This is a genomic window from Kitasatospora sp. NBC_01302, assembly GCF_035976515.1.
Taxonomy (GTDB): domain Bacteria; phylum Actinomycetota; class Actinomycetes; order Streptomycetales; family Streptomycetaceae; genus Kitasatospora.
In genome coordinates this window covers 4722227-4740418 of sequence record NZ_CP108404.1, presented here as the reverse complement: position 1 = coordinate 4740418, position 18192 = coordinate 4722227, and the positions used below count along the sequence as shown (strand labels likewise).

15 protein-coding genes are annotated in these 18192 nt (G+C 73.8%); 10 read left to right on the top strand and 5 right to left on the bottom strand.

Features of this window, described 5'->3' with window-relative positions:
* Window positions 1–61 precede the first annotated feature (61 nt).
* Window positions 62–1984 carry a protein kinase domain-containing protein gene (locus OG294_RS20435; RefSeq protein WP_327067954.1) on the top strand — a complete coding sequence of 641 codons (1923 nt, stop codon included), beginning with the start codon at window positions 62–64 and terminating at the stop codon, window positions 1982–1984.
* A gap of 6 nt (window positions 1985–1990) precedes the next feature.
* Here OG294_RS20435 and OG294_RS20430 read toward each other — a convergent pair whose 3' ends face one another.
* Window positions 1991–3016 carry a phosphotransferase gene (locus OG294_RS20430; protein WP_442789350.1) on the bottom strand — a complete coding sequence of 342 codons (1026 nt, stop codon included), beginning with the start codon at window positions 3014–3016 and terminating at the stop codon, window positions 1991–1993.
* A gap of 235 nt (window positions 3017–3251) precedes the next feature.
* Window positions 3252–3914 (bottom strand): response regulator transcription factor, encoded by a 663-nt coding sequence (locus tag OG294_RS20425; protein WP_327067952.1) that lies wholly within the window; start codon window positions 3912–3914, stop codon window positions 3252–3254.
* A 360-nt stretch (window positions 3915–4274) separates the two neighbouring features.
* On the opposite strand from OG294_RS20425, the gene pdhA reads away from it, so the two are divergent.
* From pdhA to OG294_RS20410, 3 genes are read left to right on the top strand one after another with little or no spacing between them, the layout of a single operon-like run.
* A complete protein-coding gene (gene pdhA / locus OG294_RS20420) occupies window positions 4275–5420 on the top strand; it encodes a pyruvate dehydrogenase (acetyl-transferring) E1 component subunit alpha (protein WP_442789184.1) in 1146 nt (381 codons plus the stop codon).
* 6 nt (window positions 5421–5426) lie between these two features.
* Entirely contained in the window at window positions 5427–6398 is a 972-nt protein-coding gene (locus OG294_RS20415) for an alpha-ketoacid dehydrogenase subunit beta (protein WP_327067950.1), read from the top strand.
* A gap of 16 nt (window positions 6399–6414) precedes the next feature.
* Window positions 6415–7821, top strand: a complete 1407-nt coding sequence (locus OG294_RS20410; protein WP_327067949.1) for a dihydrolipoamide acetyltransferase family protein — start codon at window positions 6415–6417, stop codon at window positions 7819–7821.
* Between the two features lie 64 nt (window positions 7822–7885).
* Here OG294_RS20410 and OG294_RS20405 read toward each other — a convergent pair whose 3' ends face one another.
* A complete protein-coding gene (locus OG294_RS20405) occupies window positions 7886–9337 on the bottom strand; it encodes a hypothetical protein (RefSeq protein ID WP_327067948.1) in 1452 nt (483 codons plus the stop codon).
* Between the two features lie 187 nt (window positions 9338–9524).
* Between OG294_RS20405 and OG294_RS20400 the strand changes: the two genes are divergently transcribed.
* The 3 genes from OG294_RS20400 to OG294_RS20390 all read left to right on the top strand — a co-directional run bounded on the left by OG294_RS20400 (window position 9525) and on the right by OG294_RS20390 (window position 13696).
* Entirely contained in the window at window positions 9525–10811 is a 1287-nt protein-coding gene (locus tag OG294_RS20400) for a benzoate/H(+) symporter BenE family transporter (RefSeq protein ID WP_327067947.1), read from the top strand.
* A 135-nt stretch (window positions 10812–10946) separates the two neighbouring features.
* Window positions 10947–12197, top strand: a complete 1251-nt coding sequence (locus OG294_RS20395) for a M64 family metallopeptidase (RefSeq protein ID WP_327067946.1) — start codon at window positions 10947–10949, stop codon at window positions 12195–12197.
* 59 nt (window positions 12198–12256) lie between these two features.
* On the top strand, window positions 12257–13696 hold the full coding sequence (locus OG294_RS20390; protein WP_442789183.1) for an MFS transporter: 1440 nt from the start codon (window positions 12257–12259) through the stop codon (window positions 13694–13696).
* Window positions 13697–13739: 43 nt separating this feature from the next.
* Here the strand turns inward: OG294_RS20390 and OG294_RS20385 are convergent, their stop codons facing one another.
* A complete protein-coding gene (locus OG294_RS20385; RefSeq protein ID WP_327067944.1) occupies window positions 13740–14576 on the bottom strand; it encodes a maleylpyruvate isomerase family mycothiol-dependent enzyme in 837 nt (278 codons plus the stop codon).
* A 120-nt stretch (window positions 14577–14696) separates the two neighbouring features.
* Here OG294_RS20385 and OG294_RS20380 point away from each other — a divergent pair, with 120 nt between their 5' ends.
* From OG294_RS20380 to OG294_RS20370, 3 genes are all read left to right on the top strand, one after another.
* Window positions 14697–15494 carry a carbon-nitrogen family hydrolase gene (locus OG294_RS20380; protein ID WP_327067943.1) on the top strand — a complete coding sequence of 266 codons (798 nt, stop codon included), beginning with the start codon at window positions 14697–14699 and terminating at the stop codon, window positions 15492–15494.
* 157 nt (window positions 15495–15651) lie between these two features.
* Window positions 15652–16425, top strand: a complete 774-nt coding sequence (locus OG294_RS20375; RefSeq protein WP_327067942.1) for a GntR family transcriptional regulator — start codon at window positions 15652–15654, stop codon at window positions 16423–16425.
* 104 nt (window positions 16426–16529) lie between these two features.
* Entirely contained in the window at window positions 16530–17177 is a 648-nt protein-coding gene (locus tag OG294_RS20370) for a hypothetical protein (protein ID WP_327067941.1), read from the top strand.
* 79 nt (window positions 17178–17256) lie between these two features.
* Here OG294_RS20370 and OG294_RS20365 read toward each other — a convergent pair whose 3' ends face one another.
* Complete coding sequence (locus OG294_RS20365) at window positions 17257–18051, bottom strand: SLATT domain-containing protein (protein ID WP_442789182.1); 795 nt, start codon at window positions 18049–18051, stop codon at window positions 17257–17259.
* Window positions 18052–18192: the final 141 nt, after the last annotated feature.

Below are 18192 nucleotides of genomic sequence, written 5' to 3'. Positions count from 1 at the left end.
TCTCGGGGAGCGAATCGAAAGGGCGACCGCGACCAGAGCGTCGGCCCGGGGCGAGGGAGTAATGGCACAGACGCACGAGCCGGGCGACGGCGAGGGTGAGTTCACCCCTGCCCCCGGCGCCGGTCCCGGTCCCGAGCACGAGCGCGACTACCCCTACGAGCGGGGCGCGTCGGACGAGAAGCCGTCCGACTACGACCCCGAGCAGACCACGGTCGGCCGCCCCCAGAGCCAGCCGTACGGCGGTCCGAGCACCCCGGGCCGCGGCATCGCCGCCGCGCTCGGCACCCTCGGCGACGGCCGCTACCGGCTGACCCACCGGCTGGGCCGCGGCGGCATGGCCGAGGTGCTGGCCGCCCAGGACGTGCGGCTGGGCCGCCAGGTCGCGGTCAAGCTGCTCCGTCCCGAGCTGGCCCAGGACGAGGTGTCCCGGCTGCGGTTCACCCGTGAGGCGCACTCGGTGGCCTCGCTCAACCACCACTCGATCGTCGCGGTCTACGACACCGGCGAGGAGCTGGTGGGCGGGGAGTCCACCCCGTACATCGTGATGGAGCTGGTGGAGGGCAAGACCGTCCGCGAGCTGCTGGTGGACGAGGAGGCGCCGCCGGTCGACCAGGCGCTGATCATCATCGCCGGGGTGCTGGAGGCGCTGGACTACAGCCACCGCCACGGCATCGTGCACCGGGACATCAAGCCCGCGAACGTGATCATCACGACCGCCGGCGCGGTCAAGGTGATGGACTTCGGCATCGCCCGCGCGCTCGACGGCGCGGCCAGCACCATGACCCAGACCGGCATGGTGATGGGCACCCCGCAGTACCTCTCGCCCGAGCAGGCGCTGGGCAAGCCGGTGGACCACCGCTCCGACCTGTACGCGGCCGGCTGCATGCTCTACGAGCTGCTGACGCTGCGCCCGCCGTTCACCGGCGACACCCCGCTCTCGGTGGTCTACCAGCACGTCCAGGACGCGCCGGTGCCGCCCTCGCAGGCCAACAACCGGGTGCCGTGGCAGCTGGACGAGCTGGTGCTGCGCTCGCTGGCGAAGAACCCGGACGAGCGGTTCCAGAGCGCGGACGAGTTCCGCGCCCACGTCCAGCACGCGCTGCGCGAGATGCACGGCGCGGGCGGCTACCCCACCGCGCAGCTCGGCGGCTTCGGGCAGTCGGGCTACGACGGCACGCCGGGCCAGGGGACCGCCGTCACGGCGGTCTTCGGGGCCGCCGGCGCCGGCCGGCCCGCCGACCAGACCGCCGTGCTGCCCTACGGCGCCACGGCGGGCGGCTACCAGACCCCGGCCACGCCGTACGGCGGCGCGGGCGGTGGCGGCAACGGCGGCAGTGGTGACGGCTACGGCGGCGGCTACGAGGAGCAGCCGCGTCCCGGCGGCCGGCGCAAGGCGCTGGCCTGGGTGGCCGGTGTGGTGCTGGTGCTGGCGGCCGGGGTCGGCATCGCGGTGGCGTCCACCGGCGGCGGTGGCGGTGGCGGCGGGGGCAGCGTCGTGAACCCGGTGGCGCCCAGCAACGCGGCCTCGCCGTCCGACTCGCCGTCCGACTCGCCGAGCACGCTCAGCCCGAGCCCCACGCCGAGCCTGAGCCCGAGCCGCTCCCGCACGCCGTACCAGCCGCCCACCGAGCCGTCGCAGCCGAGCTACCAGCCGAGCTACCGGCCGCCGCGCTCGAGCGCGCCGGTCACCGGGCAGCCGTCCGGGGGCAGCACGGTCACCGGGCAGCCGTCCGGGGGCAGCACGGTCACCGGGCAGCCGTCCGGCGGGAGCACGGTCACCGGTCAGCCGTCCGGCGGGAGCACGGGCACCGGGCAGCCGACCGGCAGCACCGGTGGTGGCACGGGTGGGGGTACCGGCGGTGGCACGGGCGGCGGCACCGGCGGTGGTACCGGTGGCAGTGGCAGCACGCCGGTCTCGCCGCCGGCGGGTGTCATCGGCGGCAGCACCGGCGGGCACGCGAGCGCGCCGGCCTCCCCGAACTGACGCCCGTCAGTTCACGAACGCGTCGAGGACCTGCTCGTACTCCTGGCACCACCAGACCGTCTGTCCGGCGGCTGCCGGGAAGAGCGGGTCGGCGCGCGGGTCGGCGCGCTGGTAGCGCCACTGGAGCATCCAGAAGTCGTTGAGCCGCTCCCACCAGACCCGGTGCACGGCCAGCGCCAGCTCCGCGCGGTCGGCGCCGCAGGCGGCCCGGTAGCCGCGCGCGTACTGGCGCACCCGGGCCAGGTCCAGCTCGCCGGTGACCGGGTCGTTGAAGATCAGCGTGGCGGCCCGCACCGCCTCCTCGGCGCGCGGGCGCACCCGCAGCCGGTCCCAGTCGAGCACGCCCGCGACCCGGCCGCCGCGGTACAGCAGGTTGAGGCCGTGGAAGTCGCCGTGCACCCAGCCGCAGCGGCCGAACTCCGCTGGTGCGGGCCGACGGTGGCGGTGGGCGGCCAGCAACTCGGCGCGCTCGGCCAGCCGTTCTTCGGCGAGGTGCTCGAACGGGCCGTACGGGCGGTGCCCGGCGGCCAGCGTGCGCAGCTGCCCGATCAGTTCGGCGGTCTCCTCGGGCTCGGCGCTGGGCAGTTCGGCCGGCTGGGTGACCAGGGCGCAGATCTCCTCGAGTGCGCCGTGCAGTTCGGCGAGGAGCGTGCCGAGTGCGGCGGACTGCGACAGGTCCAGCTCGGCCCCGGTGCGGTGCCGCCCCGCCACCCAGGGGTAGAGCGCGAAGTGGCGGCCCTCGTGGTCGGTGACGGTGTGGCCGTCCCGGTCGGCCAGCGGGGCCGGCACCGGCAGGCCGCGCTCGGCCAGTGCGGTGGTGGCCAGGTGCTGGGCCGCGATCGCGGCGCGGGTGGCGGTGGCCTGGTCCACGTAGCACTTGAGGAAGTAGCACCCGCGGTGGGTGGTGACCCGGTAGCCGCGGTTGAGCAGGCCCTCGGCCACCGGCTCGGCCGCGAGCAGCCGGCCGGCGGCGTAGCCGCGCAGCACCCGGGCCAGCACCTCGTGCGGGACCGGCGGGCTGAGGGTGCCCACCGGCGGCGCGGCGGCGTCCGGACCGTCCGGAGCGTGGACGAGGATGTCCGGATCATGGTCAACCGGCTTGCCGGTAAGGATGGTTGGCGCGGAGAGGAGTTGACGGTCAATCACGCTCCGTCATCGTAGCCGGGCGGGCCGGGCGAGGCGCCGATGGCGGAAATTGCCCGGTTGTGAGCACCGTGCCGATGGTCATGATCGCTGACGGTGCGTTAACCAACCGCTGGTGGGACGGTTAGTGATGCTGCTGGTCCGCGCCGAGCCGGGCCACGTAGGCGGCGGCCTGGGTGCGTCGGGCCATACCCATTTTGGCCAGCAGGCTGGAGACGTAGTTCTTGACCGTCTTCTCCGCCAGGTGCAGCTCGCCGCCGATCTGACGGTTCGTCATGCCCTCGCCGATCAGCTCCAGGATCCGCCGCTCCTGCCTGGTCAGTTGGGCGAGCTTCTCGTCCTCCTTCTCGCCGCCCTCGCGCAGCCGCTGCAGCACCCGGCTGGTGGCCACCGGGTCGAGCAGCGACTTGCCGGCGGCCACGTCGCGCACGGCCGAGAGCAGGTCGGTGCCGCGGATCGCCTTGAGCACGTAGCCCGAGGCCCCGGCCATGATCGAGTCGAACAGGGCCTCGTCGTCGGAGAACGAGGTGAGCATCAGGCAGCGGATCGCGGGCTGCTGCGAGCGGACCTCGCGGCAGACCTCCACGCCGTTGCCGTCCGGCAGGCGGACGTCGAGGACGGCGACGTCGGGGGCGACGGCGGGGATCCGGGCCAGCGCCTCGGCCGCGGTGCCGGCCTCGCCGACCACCTCGATGTCCGTCTCACCGGACAGCAGCTCGTGCACCCCACGGCGGACCACCTCGTGGTCGTCGAGCAGGAAAACCCTGATTCGCCCGTTTTCGTTCATCGCCAAATACTCCCATAACGCCACAGAGAAGACCTATCGCCCGCACCAGCCGCCACACAAATCTGTCCGATCAACCCCCTTACGCGAAACGCGCTGCCCGGATAGCGTGCGCAGGTGTCCTGACGGCACCCGCCGGCGCGAGCTGTGAGCCCGGTCCGATCCCACCCAGGTCGGAACAAGTAGGACGTCCTAGCGCAGGCGCGCCAAGAGCGCCCGCTGGGTAACGTTCTCGTGAGGACGCCGTCGGAAAAGGATCACCACCTGCCGCGTATTCGGTGCGCCCACCCCGCGCACTGTGCGAGGAGGTGACCGGACCGGTCACCGGCGACCCCGGGCGGCCGGACAGACCGAGGAGTGAACGTGACCGTCAAAAGCACGGCGAGGGCGCGCAAGAAGGCCGCCCCCGGCGTCCCCGAGAACGTCCCCGCGGGGAAGGACGCCCCGGCCGAGCTCATCCAGCTGCTGACCCCGGAAGGCGAGCGGGTCGAGCACCCGGACTACCCGCTGACCGTCACCCCCGAGGAGCTGCGCTCCCTCTACCGCGACCTGGTGCTGGTGCGGCGCTTCGACGCCGAGGCCACCGCGCTGCAGCGCCAGGGCGAGCTGGGCCTGTGGGCCTCGCTGCTCGGCCAGGAGGCGGCGCAGGTCGGCAGCGGCCGTGCGATGCGCGAGCACGACTACGCCTTCCCCACCTACCGTGAGCACGGCGTCGCCTGGTGTCGCGGGGTGGACCCGCTCAACCTGCTCGGGATGTTCCGCGGTGTGAACCACGGCGGCTGGGACCCGAACGAGAAGAACTTCCACCTGTACACGATCGTGATCGGCTCGCAGACGCTGCACGCGACCGGCTACGCGATGGGCATCACCAAGGACGGCGCGGACGACGCGGTGATCGCCTACTTCGGCGACGGCGCCTCCAGCCAGGGAGACGTCAACGAGGCCTTCACCTTCGCCTCGGTCTACAACTCCCCGGTGGTCTTCTTCTGCCAGAACAACCAGTGGGCGATCTCCGAGCCGACCACCACCCAGACCCGGATCCCGCTCTACCGCCGCGCCTCCGGCTTCGGCTTCCCCGGCGTGCGGGTGGACGGCAACGACGTGCTGGCCTGCCTGGCGGTCACCCGCTGGGCGCTGGACCACGCCCGCAGCGGCAGCGGTCCGGTGCTGGTCGAGGCGTTCACCTACCGGATGGGTGCGCACACCACCTCCGACGACCCGACCCGCTACCGGGCCACCGAGGAGACCGAGGCCTGGAAGGCCAAGGACCCGATCTCCCGGCTGAAGGCGCACCTGGAGCACGAGAAGCTGGCCGACGAGGAGTTCTTCGCGTCGGTGGAGGCGGAGAGCGAGGCGCTGGGCCTGCGGGTGCGCGAGGGCGTGCGCTCGATGCCCGACCCCGACCCGACGCTGATCTTCGACCATGTCTACGCCGAGCCGCACGCCCTGGTGGCCGAGGAGCGGGCCGAGTATGTCGCGTATGCGGAGTCGTTCGAGGGCGGGGAGTAATCGATCATGTCCAAGCTCAGCATGTCGAAGGCCATCAACGAGGGCCTTCGCCTCTGCCTGGAGAACGACCCGAAGACCCTGGTGATGGGTGAGGACGTCGGCAAGCTCGGCGGCGTCTTCCGGGTCACCGACGGCCTGCAGAAGGACTTCGGCGAGGACCGGGTGATCGACACCCCGCTCGCCGAGTCCGGCATCGTCGGCACCGCGATCGGCCTGGCGCTGCGCGGCTACCGCCCGATCGTGGAGATCCAGTTCGACGGCTTCGTCTACCCGGCCTTCGACCAGATCGTCACCCAGCTGGCCAAGATGCACGCCCGCGCGCTCGGGCACGTCAAGATGCCGGTCACCATCCGGATCCCGTACGCCGGCGGCATCGGCGCGGTCGAGCACCACAGCGAGTCGCACGAGGCGTACTTCGCGCATACGGCGGGCCTGCGGGTGGTCACCCCGTCCAACCCGGACGACGCGTACTGGATGCTGCGGCAGTCGGTGGAGTCCGACGACCCGGTGATCTTCCTGGAGCCCAAGGCCCGCTACTGGGACAAGGCCGAGATCAGCTCCGCGCCCGTGCTGGACCTGCACGCCGCCAAGGTCGTGCGCCCCGGCACCGACCTGACGCTGCTGGCCTACGGCCCGATGGTGAAGGTCTGCCTGGAGGCGGCGGCAGCCGCCGAGCAGGACGGGCGCAACCTGGAGGTGGTCGACCTGCGCTCGCTCTCGCCGGTCGACTTCGCCACCCTGCAGGCCTCGGTGCAGCGCACCGGCCGGGCCGTGGTGGTGCACGAGGCACCGGTCTTCCTCGGCATGGGCGCCGAGCTGGCCGCCCGGCTCACCGAGAAGTGCTTCTACCACCTGGAGGCGCCGATCCTGCGGGTCGGCGGCTACTACGCGCCGTACCCGCCGTCCCGGGTCGAGGAGCAGTTCCTGCCCGACCTGGACCGGGTGCTGGACGCCGTCGACCGCGCCCTGGCGTTCTGAGAACGGAGTGACAACGATGACCACAGATGTCGGCTCACTCCGTGAGTTCAAGATGCCCGACGTGGGCGAGGGCCTGACCGAGGCCGAGATCCTCAAGTGGTACGTGCAGCCCGGCGACACCGTCACCGACGGCCAGATCGTCTGCGAGGTGGAGACCGCCAAGGCCGCGGTGGAGCTGCCGATCCCGTTCAACGGGACGGTGCAGGCGCTGCACTTCCCCGAGGGCGCCACGGTCGACGTCGGCACCTCGATCATCGCGGTCGCGGTGGCCGGTGCGGCGCCCGCCGCCGCCCCTGCCCCGGCGGCCGCGCCCGCCCCGGCGCCGGCCGAGGCCGAGCCCGCCGAGCCGGCCCGCCGTGAGGTGCTGGTCGGCTACGGCCCGCGCACCGGCGGCACCCAGCGCCGGGCCCGGCGCACGACCGTGACGGTCACCGCCACGGCGGTGGCCGCCCCGGCGCCGGTGCCCGCTGCCGCCCCGGCGGCCGCGCCGGTCGTCCCGGCGCAGCAGTCGGTCTCCGGCGAGCGGCCGTTGGCCAAGCCGCCGGTCCGCAAGCTCGCCAAGGACCTCGGGATCGACCTGCGCACCGTGGTGCCGACCGGCCGGGACGGGATCATCACCCGCGAGGACGTGCACGCCGCCGCGGCGCCCGCGCCGGTCGCCGAGCCCGCGGCGCCGGTCGCGGTCGAGGCCGCCCCGGCGGCCCCGGTGGCTGCCGCCGGCACCGATGTGCGACTGCCGATCAAGGGTGTCCGCAAGGCCACCGCGGCGGCGATGGTCGCCTCCGCCTTCACCGCGCCGCACGTCACCGAGTTCGTCCAGGTCGACGTCACCCGCACGATGAAGCTGGTGCGCACGCTCAAGGAGAGCGGCGAGCTTGGCCAGGGGGTGCGGGTCAGCCCGCTGCTGCTGGTGGCCAAGGCGCTGCTCACCGCGATCAGGCGCAACCCCGAGGTCAACGCCAGCTGGGACGAGGCCGCCCAGGAGATCGTGCTGCGCGGCCAGGTCAACCTCGGCATCGCCGCCGCCACGCCGCGCGGTCTGATCGTGCCGAACATCAAGAACGCCGGTGCGCTCACCCTGTCCGGTCTGGCGACCGAGCTGGGCTCGCTGATCGACACCGCCCGCCAGGGCAGGACGTCGCCGGCGGACATGGCCGGCGGCACCGTCACCATCACCAACGTCGGCGTCTTCGGCGTCGACACCGGCACCCCGATCCTCAACCCCGGCGAGGCCGCCATCCTGGCCTTCGGCGCGGTCCGGGAGCTGCCGTGGGTCCACAAGGGCAAGGTGGTGCCCCGCCAGGTCACCACGCTGGCGCTCTCCTTCGACCACCGGATGGTCGACGGTGAGCTGGGCTCCAAGGTGCTGGCCGACGTCGCCGCCATCCTTGAGCGCCCCAAGCGGCTGATCACCTGGGCCTGACGGTCCGTCAACACAGCTGAGGGCCCCGCACCGTCGACCGGTGCGGGGCCCGACTGCGTTCGGATCAGCGGTGGTCGGCCCGGCGGCGCCGGGTGACGACGAGCGCACCCGCGCCCAGCAGCACCAGCGCGCCGCCCGCGCCGGCCAGCGGGAGCGCGGAGCTGCCGCCGCCGGTGTAGGCCAGGCGCGGGGTGGCCGTGGCGGAGCTGCTGCCGGTCGGCTCGGCGCTGGGGGCGGTGGTGGCCGGTGCCGCGGCGGCCGGCTGCGTCGGCGCGGTGCCGGTGGTGGCGCTCGGCGCGGCGCTGGTGGCGGCGGCCGGGGCGGCCGGCGCGGGGTTCTGCCGGGCCGGGGCCGCGGACGGCTTGGCGGAGGCCGACGGCGCGGTGACGGCGGGCAGCACGGTGAGGTCGCGGACGTCACTGTCCGAGGCCGTGCCGTCGTCCGCCACGGCAAAGACCCGGGCCTGCAGCTTCGTGGTGCTCCGCACGGCGCCCGGCTTCAGGGCCAGCCGGTAGGTGAAGTGCACCGCACGGCCGTTGACCATGGGGCTGCCCTTGATCCCGGACAGGTCGGCGATCAGGGTGGAGGGGCCGGTCGAGTGGACCGGCACCGGCTGCCAGCCGTCCGTGACGTGCACCTGGAGGACCACGTCGCGCTGGGTCACGAAGCGCTGCGGGTCGTCCGTGGACAGCACCAGCTCCGGTCGGACGTCCTGGTAGGGCGTGCCGCTCTCCTTGAGGGACTCGACGCCGATCTCCAGCGGCTCACCGCCCGGGGTGATCGTCAGGGGCCCGTTGGCCATCATGAAGAAGCCGGTCTGGAAGCCGTTCCCCTTGGCCGGGTTGGCCGGCGCCGGGCTGTCGGAGGCCGCGGGGGCCGGGGCGGGCTCGGGCGCGCCGTTGCGCACCACCTTGAGGACGTGGGAGGAGGTCTCGCCCTGGGCGTCCGGCCCCGTGTACAGCGTGATGTTCTGCTGGTCGGCCGGGGCGTCGGCCGACAGGCTGATCCGGAAGAGGAGGCGGGCGGCGTGACCGTCGTCCAGCCGCTGCGCGAGGGAGGAGGTGTCGACGTTGAGGGTCGGGTCGCAGCTGTGCCGCACCGGCAGCGTCCGCCACGCGCCGTTGACCATCACCTCGACCGTGAAGTCCTGCGGGCGCAGGAGGTGCCCGCCGCCCTGGTGGCTGCTGGCCGCGGTGTTGTCGAAGGACAGGACGGGGGCGACGGAGGCGGCGGCGCCGGTGGAGTTGCCGATCTCCACGCCGACCTCGGCCGCGGGGCCGCCGGCGGTGATGCTGTCGGGCAGCTCCGGGATGAAGCTGCCCGACCAGTGCACCGGAGCCGCGGCGGGAGCGCTCGCCGTGGCCGCGCCGGTCGGCTCGTCACCGCAGGCCCAGGCCGGGGCCGCGCCGCCGAGCAGCGGCAGCGCGGCGCCCAGGGCGAGGGTGGCGACGCCGGTGGCGAGGGTGCGACGCGAGACGACAATGGCGGCAATACGGGAGAAAGCGGGCATGCGCATGGCGCGCTCCTTCAAGGACCTGGTTCTGACGGTGTGTGGGTGAAGGAGTCCGGCGTCGCGTCCCCCCGGCTGCGCCGGTCCCGCTCTCCGTGCCTTCATCCGTATAGACGCACATCCCCGCCGGGGGTTGCAGGTGACGTCGAAGAATTTTTCCGCCTGTCCCGGGCCGCTCCTGAATACTGCTCGGATGGCCGAACAACGCACCCTGGACGCCCCCGTCGACCCGCTCGCCGGACCGTCACCAGCCGCCGCCTCGCTGCGCCGCGACGTCTCCTTCTCGGCCCTGCTGGCCGGTCTGGTCGCCGTGGTGGTCTGCTACTCCGGGCCGCTGGTGGTGGTGCTGGCGGCGGCGCGGGCCGGGCACCTGGACCAGGCGCACACCGCCTCGTGGATCTGGGCGATATCGATCGGCAGCGGGGTGACCTCGCTGCTGCTCAGCTGGCGGACCAGGCTGCCGGTGATCACCGCCTGGTCGACGCCGGGGACCGCGCTGCTGGTCAGCAGCCTGGGCGCGTACTCCTACCGGGAGGCGATCGGCGCCTACCTGGTCAGCGGGGTGGCGGTGACGGTGCTCGGGGTCACCGGGCTGTTCGGGCGGCTGGTGCGGGCGATCCCCGGCAGCGTGGTGAACGCGATGCTGGCGGGCATCCTGTTCAGCTTCGGAACGGAGATCTTCAGCTCGCTGCACACCGCGCCCGCCGTGGTGCTCGGCGCACTCGCGGCCTATCTGACGGCCAAGCGGCTGCTGCCCAGGTACGCGGTGCCGGCCGCGCTGCTGGTCGGGGCGGTGGTGGCCGCGTGCACCGTGGGCCTGCCGCTCGAACCGGGCCACGGCGGTCTGACCCGGCCGGTGCTGACCGTGCCCGCGTTCGGCGGGGCGGCGCTGGTGGGTCTGGCGCTGCCGCTCACCCTGGTCGCGCTGACCTCGCAGAACGCGCCGGGGCTCGGTGTGCTGCGCGGCTTCGGCTACCGGCCCGACGACCGGCTGCTGGTCGGCGCGACCGGGGTGGTCTCGGTCCTGCTGGCGCCGTTCGGCGGCCCCGGGGTCAACATCGCCGCCATCACCGCTGCGATCTGCGCCGGCCCCGAGAGCCACCCCGAGCCGCGCCGCCGCTACCCGGCCGGCATGTCGATCGGGGTGCTCTACCTGCTGGTGGGCTGCTTCGGCGGGGTGCTGGTCAGCCTCTTCTCGGCGCTGCCCGCGGCGCTGGTCGCGGTGGTCGGCGGCGTGGCGCTGCTGGGCGCCTTCCAGGGCAGTCTGGCGGGTGCGCTGGCCGAGGAGAACGGCAGGGAGGCCGCGGCGGTGACCTTCCTCGCCACCACCTCGGGGATGACGCTGTTCGGCGTCGGCGCGGCCTTCTGGGGCCTGCTGTTCGGGGTCGGCACCCAGCTGATCCTCGGCGCCCGCACCGACCGGCAGCGGCCGGCGGACGGTCACCGGGCCGCAGCCGAGGGGACGCGCAAGCCGGGCTGAGCCTACGGGTGGCAGTGGTGGGCCTGGCGGGTGAGAAGCGCGTGTCGGGGGCGGTGGCTCCGGACCGGACGGGTACGGCTGTGCGACCCCCACCCGCGCGCCCGCCGGGTGACCGGAGCACCGAGGACCGTCGGTATGGCGCCTGGCAACCCTGGCCGTCTCATCCGGAGTCTGGCCGCACTCGTTCTGCTCGCGGCGGCTGTGCTGCCCGCCGCCCTGGAGCTCGCCGGTCCGGCGCCGTTCGCGCCGGCCTGGTCGACCGGAGCCGTCGGCGGCTCGGCCACCGACCGGGCTGCGCCGCCCAGAGGCGGGGCGGGCGTCGCGCCCGCCCGGCTGCGGGCCGGCGCGCCGACCGTGGACATACGCCGCACCGGTGATCCGGCGAACCGGATCACCCTGGTGCTGCTCGGCGACGGCTACACGGCCGGCCAGCAGGACGTCTTCCGCCAGCAGGCCGACAACGCCTGGCGGGCGCTGATGGACATCGAGCCGTTCCGCACCTACCAGGGCTTCTTCAACATACGGCGGGTCGAGGTGATCTCCCCGACCACCGGGATCGTCGAGGGGCAGGTCAAGGGGCGCCGGCCCAGCACCCCGCTGGGGATGCACTTCTGGTGCGAGGGCACCGCGCGGCTGCTGTGCGCCGACGAGAACGCCACCGCCCAGTACGCCGGCCAGGGGCCCGGACCGCAGTACCTGATCGCGCTGGCCAACTCCACCGAGTACGGCGGGGCCGGCGGCACCGGGGTGACCACGCTGTCGGGCGGCAGCCCGGACGCGGGGCGGATCATCCAGCACGAGATAGGGCACACCGTCGGCGACCTCGGCGACGAGTACGACAGCGCCCCGAAGGACGCCGGCTACCCCAACCTCTCCACCCAGGGCGCCGACGCCATGCGCCGCGACCACCTCAAGTGGTGGCGCTGGCTGGGGACCGACTCGCCGGACGGCGGCGGCCCGGTGGGCGCCTACCGCAGCGCCAACGGCGTCTACCGCCCCACCGCCGACTCGGTGATGCGCACCCTGGGCGGCAGCTACAACCTCCCCTCGCGGGAGGCGATCATCGAGCAGCTCTACCGCCGGGTCAGCCCGCTGGACGGCGTCTCGCCGGCGGCGGGCCGGGTGGCGGGGCGGCCCCGGCTGACGGTGCGGCCACTGGCCCTGACGGGCGGTCGGCAGCTCCAGGTGGAGTGGAAGGTGGACGGCAAGGTGGTCCCGTCCCCTGCCCCCGACCACACCTGGTTCGACCCCGCGGCGCTGGCGCTCTCCCCCGGCCAGCGGGTGACGGTGACCGCGACGGTGCGCGACACCACCGACTGGGTCCGCGACGAGGCGTTCCGCGACCAGCACATGACGCGCAGTGCCAACTGGGTCCTGACGGGGTGAGAGGGATCACCGTCCGGCCGGACGCCATCCAATGATGGGATGACTAATCTGGGTCCACTATGACCGTGGACCCAGCCGTCACCCGCCCTTCCGCCGTCCCTGGTCCCCGGCTCCGCACCGCCCCGCCGCCCGCCGCCCCGCCGCCCGCCGCCCCGCCGCCCGCCGCCCCGCCGCCCGCCGCACCGGCGCTCGATCCGCCGGGCGGGCGGGCCGCCTGGCTGGCCTGGAGCATCGGTGTCAGCTGTTACGTGCTCGCGGTGATCCACCGCACCAGCCTCGGGGTCGCCGGTCTGGACGCCGCGCACCGGTTCGGGGTGGACGCCTCCACCCTCGCCACCTTCTCCATCCTGCAGGTGCTGGTCTATGCCGCGATGCAGGTCCCGGTCGGCCTGCTGATCGACCGCTTCGGGCCGCGCCGGGTGCTGCTGCTGGGCACCGTGCTGCTCAGCGCGGGCCAGCTGGCCTTCGCGCTCAGCAGCGCGTTCGGGCCCGCGCTGGTCTCCCGGGCGGTGATCGGCTGCGGGGACGCGATGACCTTCATCAGCGTGCTGCGGGTCGCCGCCCGCTGGTTCCCGGCGGCGAAGAACCCGCTGGTCGTGCAGCTCACCGGGCTGGCCGGGATGGGCGGCAACCTGGTCAGCACGGTGGTGCTCGCGCAGACGCTGCACACCGAGGGCTGGACGGTGAGCTTCACCGCGGTCTCGCTGCTGGGGGTGCTGGTCTTCGCGCTGGTGGCGCTGCTGCTCAAGGAGGCACCGCCGGGCGCCGTGAACGCGTCCGCGCCGCCGGGCGTCGCCGTGGCGGCCGACCCGCCGGCCGTTCCGCTCGGGCGGGCGCCGATCCGTGCGCAGATCCGCGACTCCTGGCGGCAGCCCGGCACCCGGCTGGGCCTGTGGGTGCACTTCACCACCCAGTTCCCCTCCAACGTCTTCGCGCTGCTCTGGGGGATGCCGTACCTGGTCGAGGGTCAGGGGATGAGCCGGGGCCAGGCCGGCGGGCTGCTGACCCTGCTGGTCCTGTCGAACATGTTCTTCGGCCTGCTCTTCGGGCGGCTGCTCTCCCGCGGCCCCGGGCTGCGGATGCCGCTGGTCTTCACCGTGCTCGCCGCCACCGCCGGGTGCTGGACCCTGGTGCTGGCCTGGCCCGGCGGCCGCCCGCCGCTCTGGTTGCTGGTGCTGCTGCTCCTGGTGATGGGCAGCAACGGCTCCGCCTCGCTGGTCGGCCTCGACTACGCCCGCGCGCACAACCCGGCGCACCGCCTGGGGACGGCTTCGGGCATCGTGAACATGGGGGGCTTCATCGCCACCATGATCAGCCTGCTGGGGATCGGGGTCCTGCTGGACCTGCTCTCCCCGGCCGGGGCCGGCGCCTACTCGGCCCAGGCGTACCGGGGGGCGTTCTGCTGGCTGGCCGTGCCGCTGGTGCTCGGCACGGTGATGATCGTGCGGCTGCGGGCGAAGGCCGAGGCCGAGGCCGAGGGGCGCGGCGCGGGCGACTGAGCCGCCGCTGCCCGCTGCCGCCCGCGCGGCAGCGGACGGGGCGTCAGTGCGTCTGGGCGAAGTGCTCCAGGATCCGGGCCGCCAGCTCGTCGTCCCCGTCGATGCGCAGCGCGCCGGCCGGCAGGGCCTCGGGGCGCACCCGGCCGCAGGCCAGCCGCAGGAAGGTCTCCCAGCCGAGGGTGAACTGGACGTCGGGGCCCAGGCTGATCTGCCCGTCGATCGTGCCGCGGCCGCTCTCGTCGACCCGCACGGTGCGCAGGAACTCCAGCGGACCGGTGACGTCGAAGACGACCACCGCGCCGGCGGGGGCGCCGGCCTGCTTGGCGATGGTCTTCGGCAGGCCCAGGAGCAGCAGGTCGCGGGTGACCTGGGCGGCCGCGGAGTCCAGGTTGCCGGGCAGCTGCAGGGCCCGGCGCAGGTCCTGCTCGTGCACCCAGACGTCGAGCACCCGCATCTGGAGCAGCCGCTGGTAGGGCAGCTCGAAGGAGTACGGTCCGGCCGGGAAGCGCACCACGTCCGCGGCGGCCGTGGTGGCACCCCGCAGCGCGCGGGCGCGGCGGATGATCACGTACTCCAGCTCCGAGGTCATCTCGGGCGCGGTGTGGCAGCGGCGCTTGTCCACCGGCAGTTCGAGGTAGCGGGAGACCTCGTCCTTGATGTGCCGCAGGTCGCTGGGGAGCGAGTGGATCGGCCGCGGGTCGCCGAGCAGCTCGGACTCGACGGCGATCACGTGCGAGACCACGTCGCGCACCGACCAGCCGGGGCATTCGGTGGGCCGGTTCCAGGAGTCGCCGGGCAGCGCGGCCAGGAGCTCCGCTATGGACTCGATGGTCTGGGTCCAGGCGTCCGCGAGGGACTGTACGGCCTGATTGTCGGTCACAGCTGTTCTTCTCCGGCCATCCGTCGGCTTTACGCGCTAACCGCACGTTACGCTGCCGGGAGAGAGCAGGCAGCGCTTTCGGGTGACGATCGTAGGTCTCTTGTCGTGGACGGTGGTAGTGTGCGCGCCTCATTGATCCAACTCTCCGTGTCCGACGCCGAACCGGCGGCCGAACGGCGGGCCCGTGCCGCGGCCCTCGTACGGGCGCAGCAGGGCGCCGACCTGGTGGTCCTGCCGGAGCTCTGGCCGCTCGGCGGGTTCGCCTATGACGCCTGGTCAGACGGGGCGGAGCCGCTGGACGGCCCGACGGCCGAGGCGATGTCGGCGGCGGCGAAGGCCAGCGGAGCCTGGCTGCACGCCGGTTCGATCGTCGAGCGCGATCCGGACGGCCCGGTCTACAACACCTCGCTGCTCTTCTCGCCCGGCGGCGACCTGGTGCACACCTACCGCAAGATCCACCGCTTCGGCTTCGACAGCGGCGAGGCGGTGGTGATGGGAGCCGGGCAGGAGATCGTCACGGCGGGCACCGACTTCGGCACGCTGGGCCTGGCCACCTGCTACGACCTGCGCTTCCCCGAGCTGTTCCGGGCGCTGCTGGACGCCGGGGCGCAGTTGCTGGTGGTCCCGGCCGCCTGGCCCGAGCGGCGGCGCGAGCACTGGACCCTGCTGGCCCGGGCCCGTGCGGTGGAGGAGCAGGCGTACGTGCTGGCCTGCAACACGGCGGGCACCCACGGCGGGGTCGAGCAGGCCGGGCACAGCCTGGTGGTGGACCCGTGGGGCAAGGTGCTGGCCGAGGCGGGGGCGGGCGAGGAGGTGCTGACCGTCGAGTTCGACCCGGCGGAGGTGGCCCGGGCGCGCGCCGACTTCCCGGTGCTGCGGGACCGCTTGCTGGGGATCCCGGCACCGGTGCAGCGCTGAGCCGCGCCGGTGCAGCGCTGGGCCGCGCCGACCGGCGCGGCCGCGGCGCCGGTGGGGCTGTGGAGCAGCGGTGTGGCCGTTGCGCGGCTTTTGAGAGGATGACCCCCGGCAACGGGCCCGCCGGGGGCGCCGGCCATGGATCGAAGGAGGTGCGCTCGTGGTCGTCAGCGGTCTGGGGCGTCTCCCGATCCAGCGCAACAGCCTGCGGGAGCAGATCTCCGGGGCGCTGCGCGAGGAGCTGATGGCCGGCCGGCTGGCGGCGGGCAGCAACTTCACCGTCAAGGAGATCGCCGAGCTCTACGGCGTCTCCGCCACCCCGGCCCGGGAGGCGCTGGTCGACCTGGCGGCGCAGGGGCTGCTGCGGACCGAGCACCATCGCGGCTTCACCGTGCCCGAGCTCACCTGGGCCGACTTCCTGGAGATCTTCGAGGCCAGGGTGATGCTCACCGAGAGCGTGCTGCGCCGGCTGAGCGTGGCGGACAGCGCGTACGACTGGTCACGGCTGGGTTCGCTGCGGCGCCGGGCGGAGGCGGCGGCGCGGGCGGCCCGGGCCGGGCAGCTGGACGTCATGGTGGGCTGCGACCGGCGGTTCTGGCAGGAGATGTCCGGGTTCCTGGAGAACCGGCGGCTGGCCGACTACCTGGACTGGCTGCGGGTGCAGTCCTGGATGTTCGCGGCCCGGTTCCTGCGGGCCCGCACCGAGCTGGCCGGGGTCTGCTGGGACAAGCACGGCGACCTGGTCGAGCTGATCGCGGCCCGGGACCTGCCCGGCGCCCACCGGATGATCAACGACTACAACCTGTTCACCATCCGGCTGCTGGCCCAGCTGGCGGGGGAGTCGCCGGCCAGCACCTCGGTGCTCGCGCTGCTCACCGCCGAACCGGTGTTCCCGGCTCCCGGCCCCGTGCCCGGCGCTGGCCCGGTAGGGTAGTTCGGGCGTCGAGGAGTTCGACCGGCGCTCCGTGGGCCTCCCCGGGACCAGTGTCCGAGGAGCCGAAAGCCCGTGGACCCAAGCCGGCGAGAGGAAGAGCGGCCGTGGCCTGTGACCTCTGGCTCGTACCGCTCGTGGACGTACTGAGTCACAACCCCGAGAACCCGTTCCGCGACGACCTCGCGGTCTACAATGCGGCGCTGACCGCCCGTGGACTGCCCGAGGTGCCGGTCTACGCGTTCGCCCCCGGGGTCACCGGCGGCGTCGAGCCGATAGCGGCCTTCGACTACGACTCGCTGCACTTCCTGCGCCGCGCCTACCTGCTGCAGCGCACCGGCTTCCAGCTCACCCCGGTGGACGCGCTCGGCGGCGACTACGAGCAGCTGCTGGAGATGTTCGAGGCGACGGCCGAGCAGTCCCACCTGGTCTGGCACTTCGACCACGCCGGTGCGTACGTCCCGATCGAGTTCGAGGTCCCGCTGGTGGACCAGGAGCTGCTGGCCTCCGGCGGGCCGCTGGGCTCCTCCTACGGGCTGCTGCGCGAGCTGCAGGCGATCGCCCCCGCGCTCGGCATCGACCCGCTGAACCCGCCGGTCCCCACCCGGCCGCTGGGGCCCACCGGGCTGGAGCAGCCGTTCGCCCCGCCGCTGGACGACGTGCACCCCTACGCGCGCGAGCGGCACGCCTGGGCGGGGCTCTACGCGGCGGCGACCCGCAGCCTGACCCAGGGCTCGATGGTGGTCTTCGCCTGAGCCGGGCCGGCGGCACCGGCCCGCGCCGGTGCGACCTGGTGCGTGCCGCCGCGGCGTTCCCCCGGGCCGGACAGAACACCTAGCGCAGCGGGCCCTCCGGCGGGCGCTGGCGCGGCATCGTGGGCCTGGTCCCGGGCGGCGGCAGCACCCGCACCGGTGCCGGGGTGCCGCTCTCGGTCCGCCCGCCCCAGCTGCCGGGCGCCTGGGTGGGCAGCTGGGTCATCCGGGCCCGGAACTCCAGCATCCACTCGGAGGTCTCGCCGCGGACCAGCTCCGAGACGTCCTCGCAGAACCGCCGCAGCACGCCCAGGCAGCGCTCGGCCGCCTCGCCCGCGGTGCCCTCGGTGGGGCCGAGCACCTCGCGCACGCACTCCGAGGCCCAGTCGAACTGGAACGCCTCCAGCCGCCGCTGCAGCGCCTGCGCCGTGGAGACGTCGCGCATCCAGCCGGAGCTCAGCCCGAAGGCCCGGTCGGCGGCCAGGCAGCCGCCGGCCAGCGCGAGGCACACGTACCCCCAGGCACTGGCGTGCGCGAAGCGCCCGGTCAGCTGCACCAGCGGCAGGGTCACCCCCGCGATCCCGAGCACGGCCGCGCACAGCCGCAGCAGCCGGGCCCAGCGGCGCTTCCAGAGCCGGTCGCGGCGGTACCAGTCGATCGCCTCCACCGCGCGCTCCTCGGACCAGCGGTAGAGCTCCTCCAGCCGTTCGGCCGGCTCGCCCCAGTCTCCGAGCGGGAACTGGCGGGCGCTCAGATCGGCGCGGCGGCGGGTGGCGGCGCGGTCCCGGCCGGCCCCGGCCGTCGTGCTGGGCTGGTCCTCCTCGCCGACGTCCTTGCCCCAGGGACTCTCCTCGGGCTGCATTTCGGGCTGGCTCACCTGTGGGGCTCCCTTGACGGGCCGACTGCTCTGACAGACCTGACTGCGGCGTGCCATGGCACTGCTGGGTATCCAACAGCACTTCTTACCGCCAAATGGCTGACCATGCGGCCCCTCTCCTGTGATCGTTACCCGAAAAGG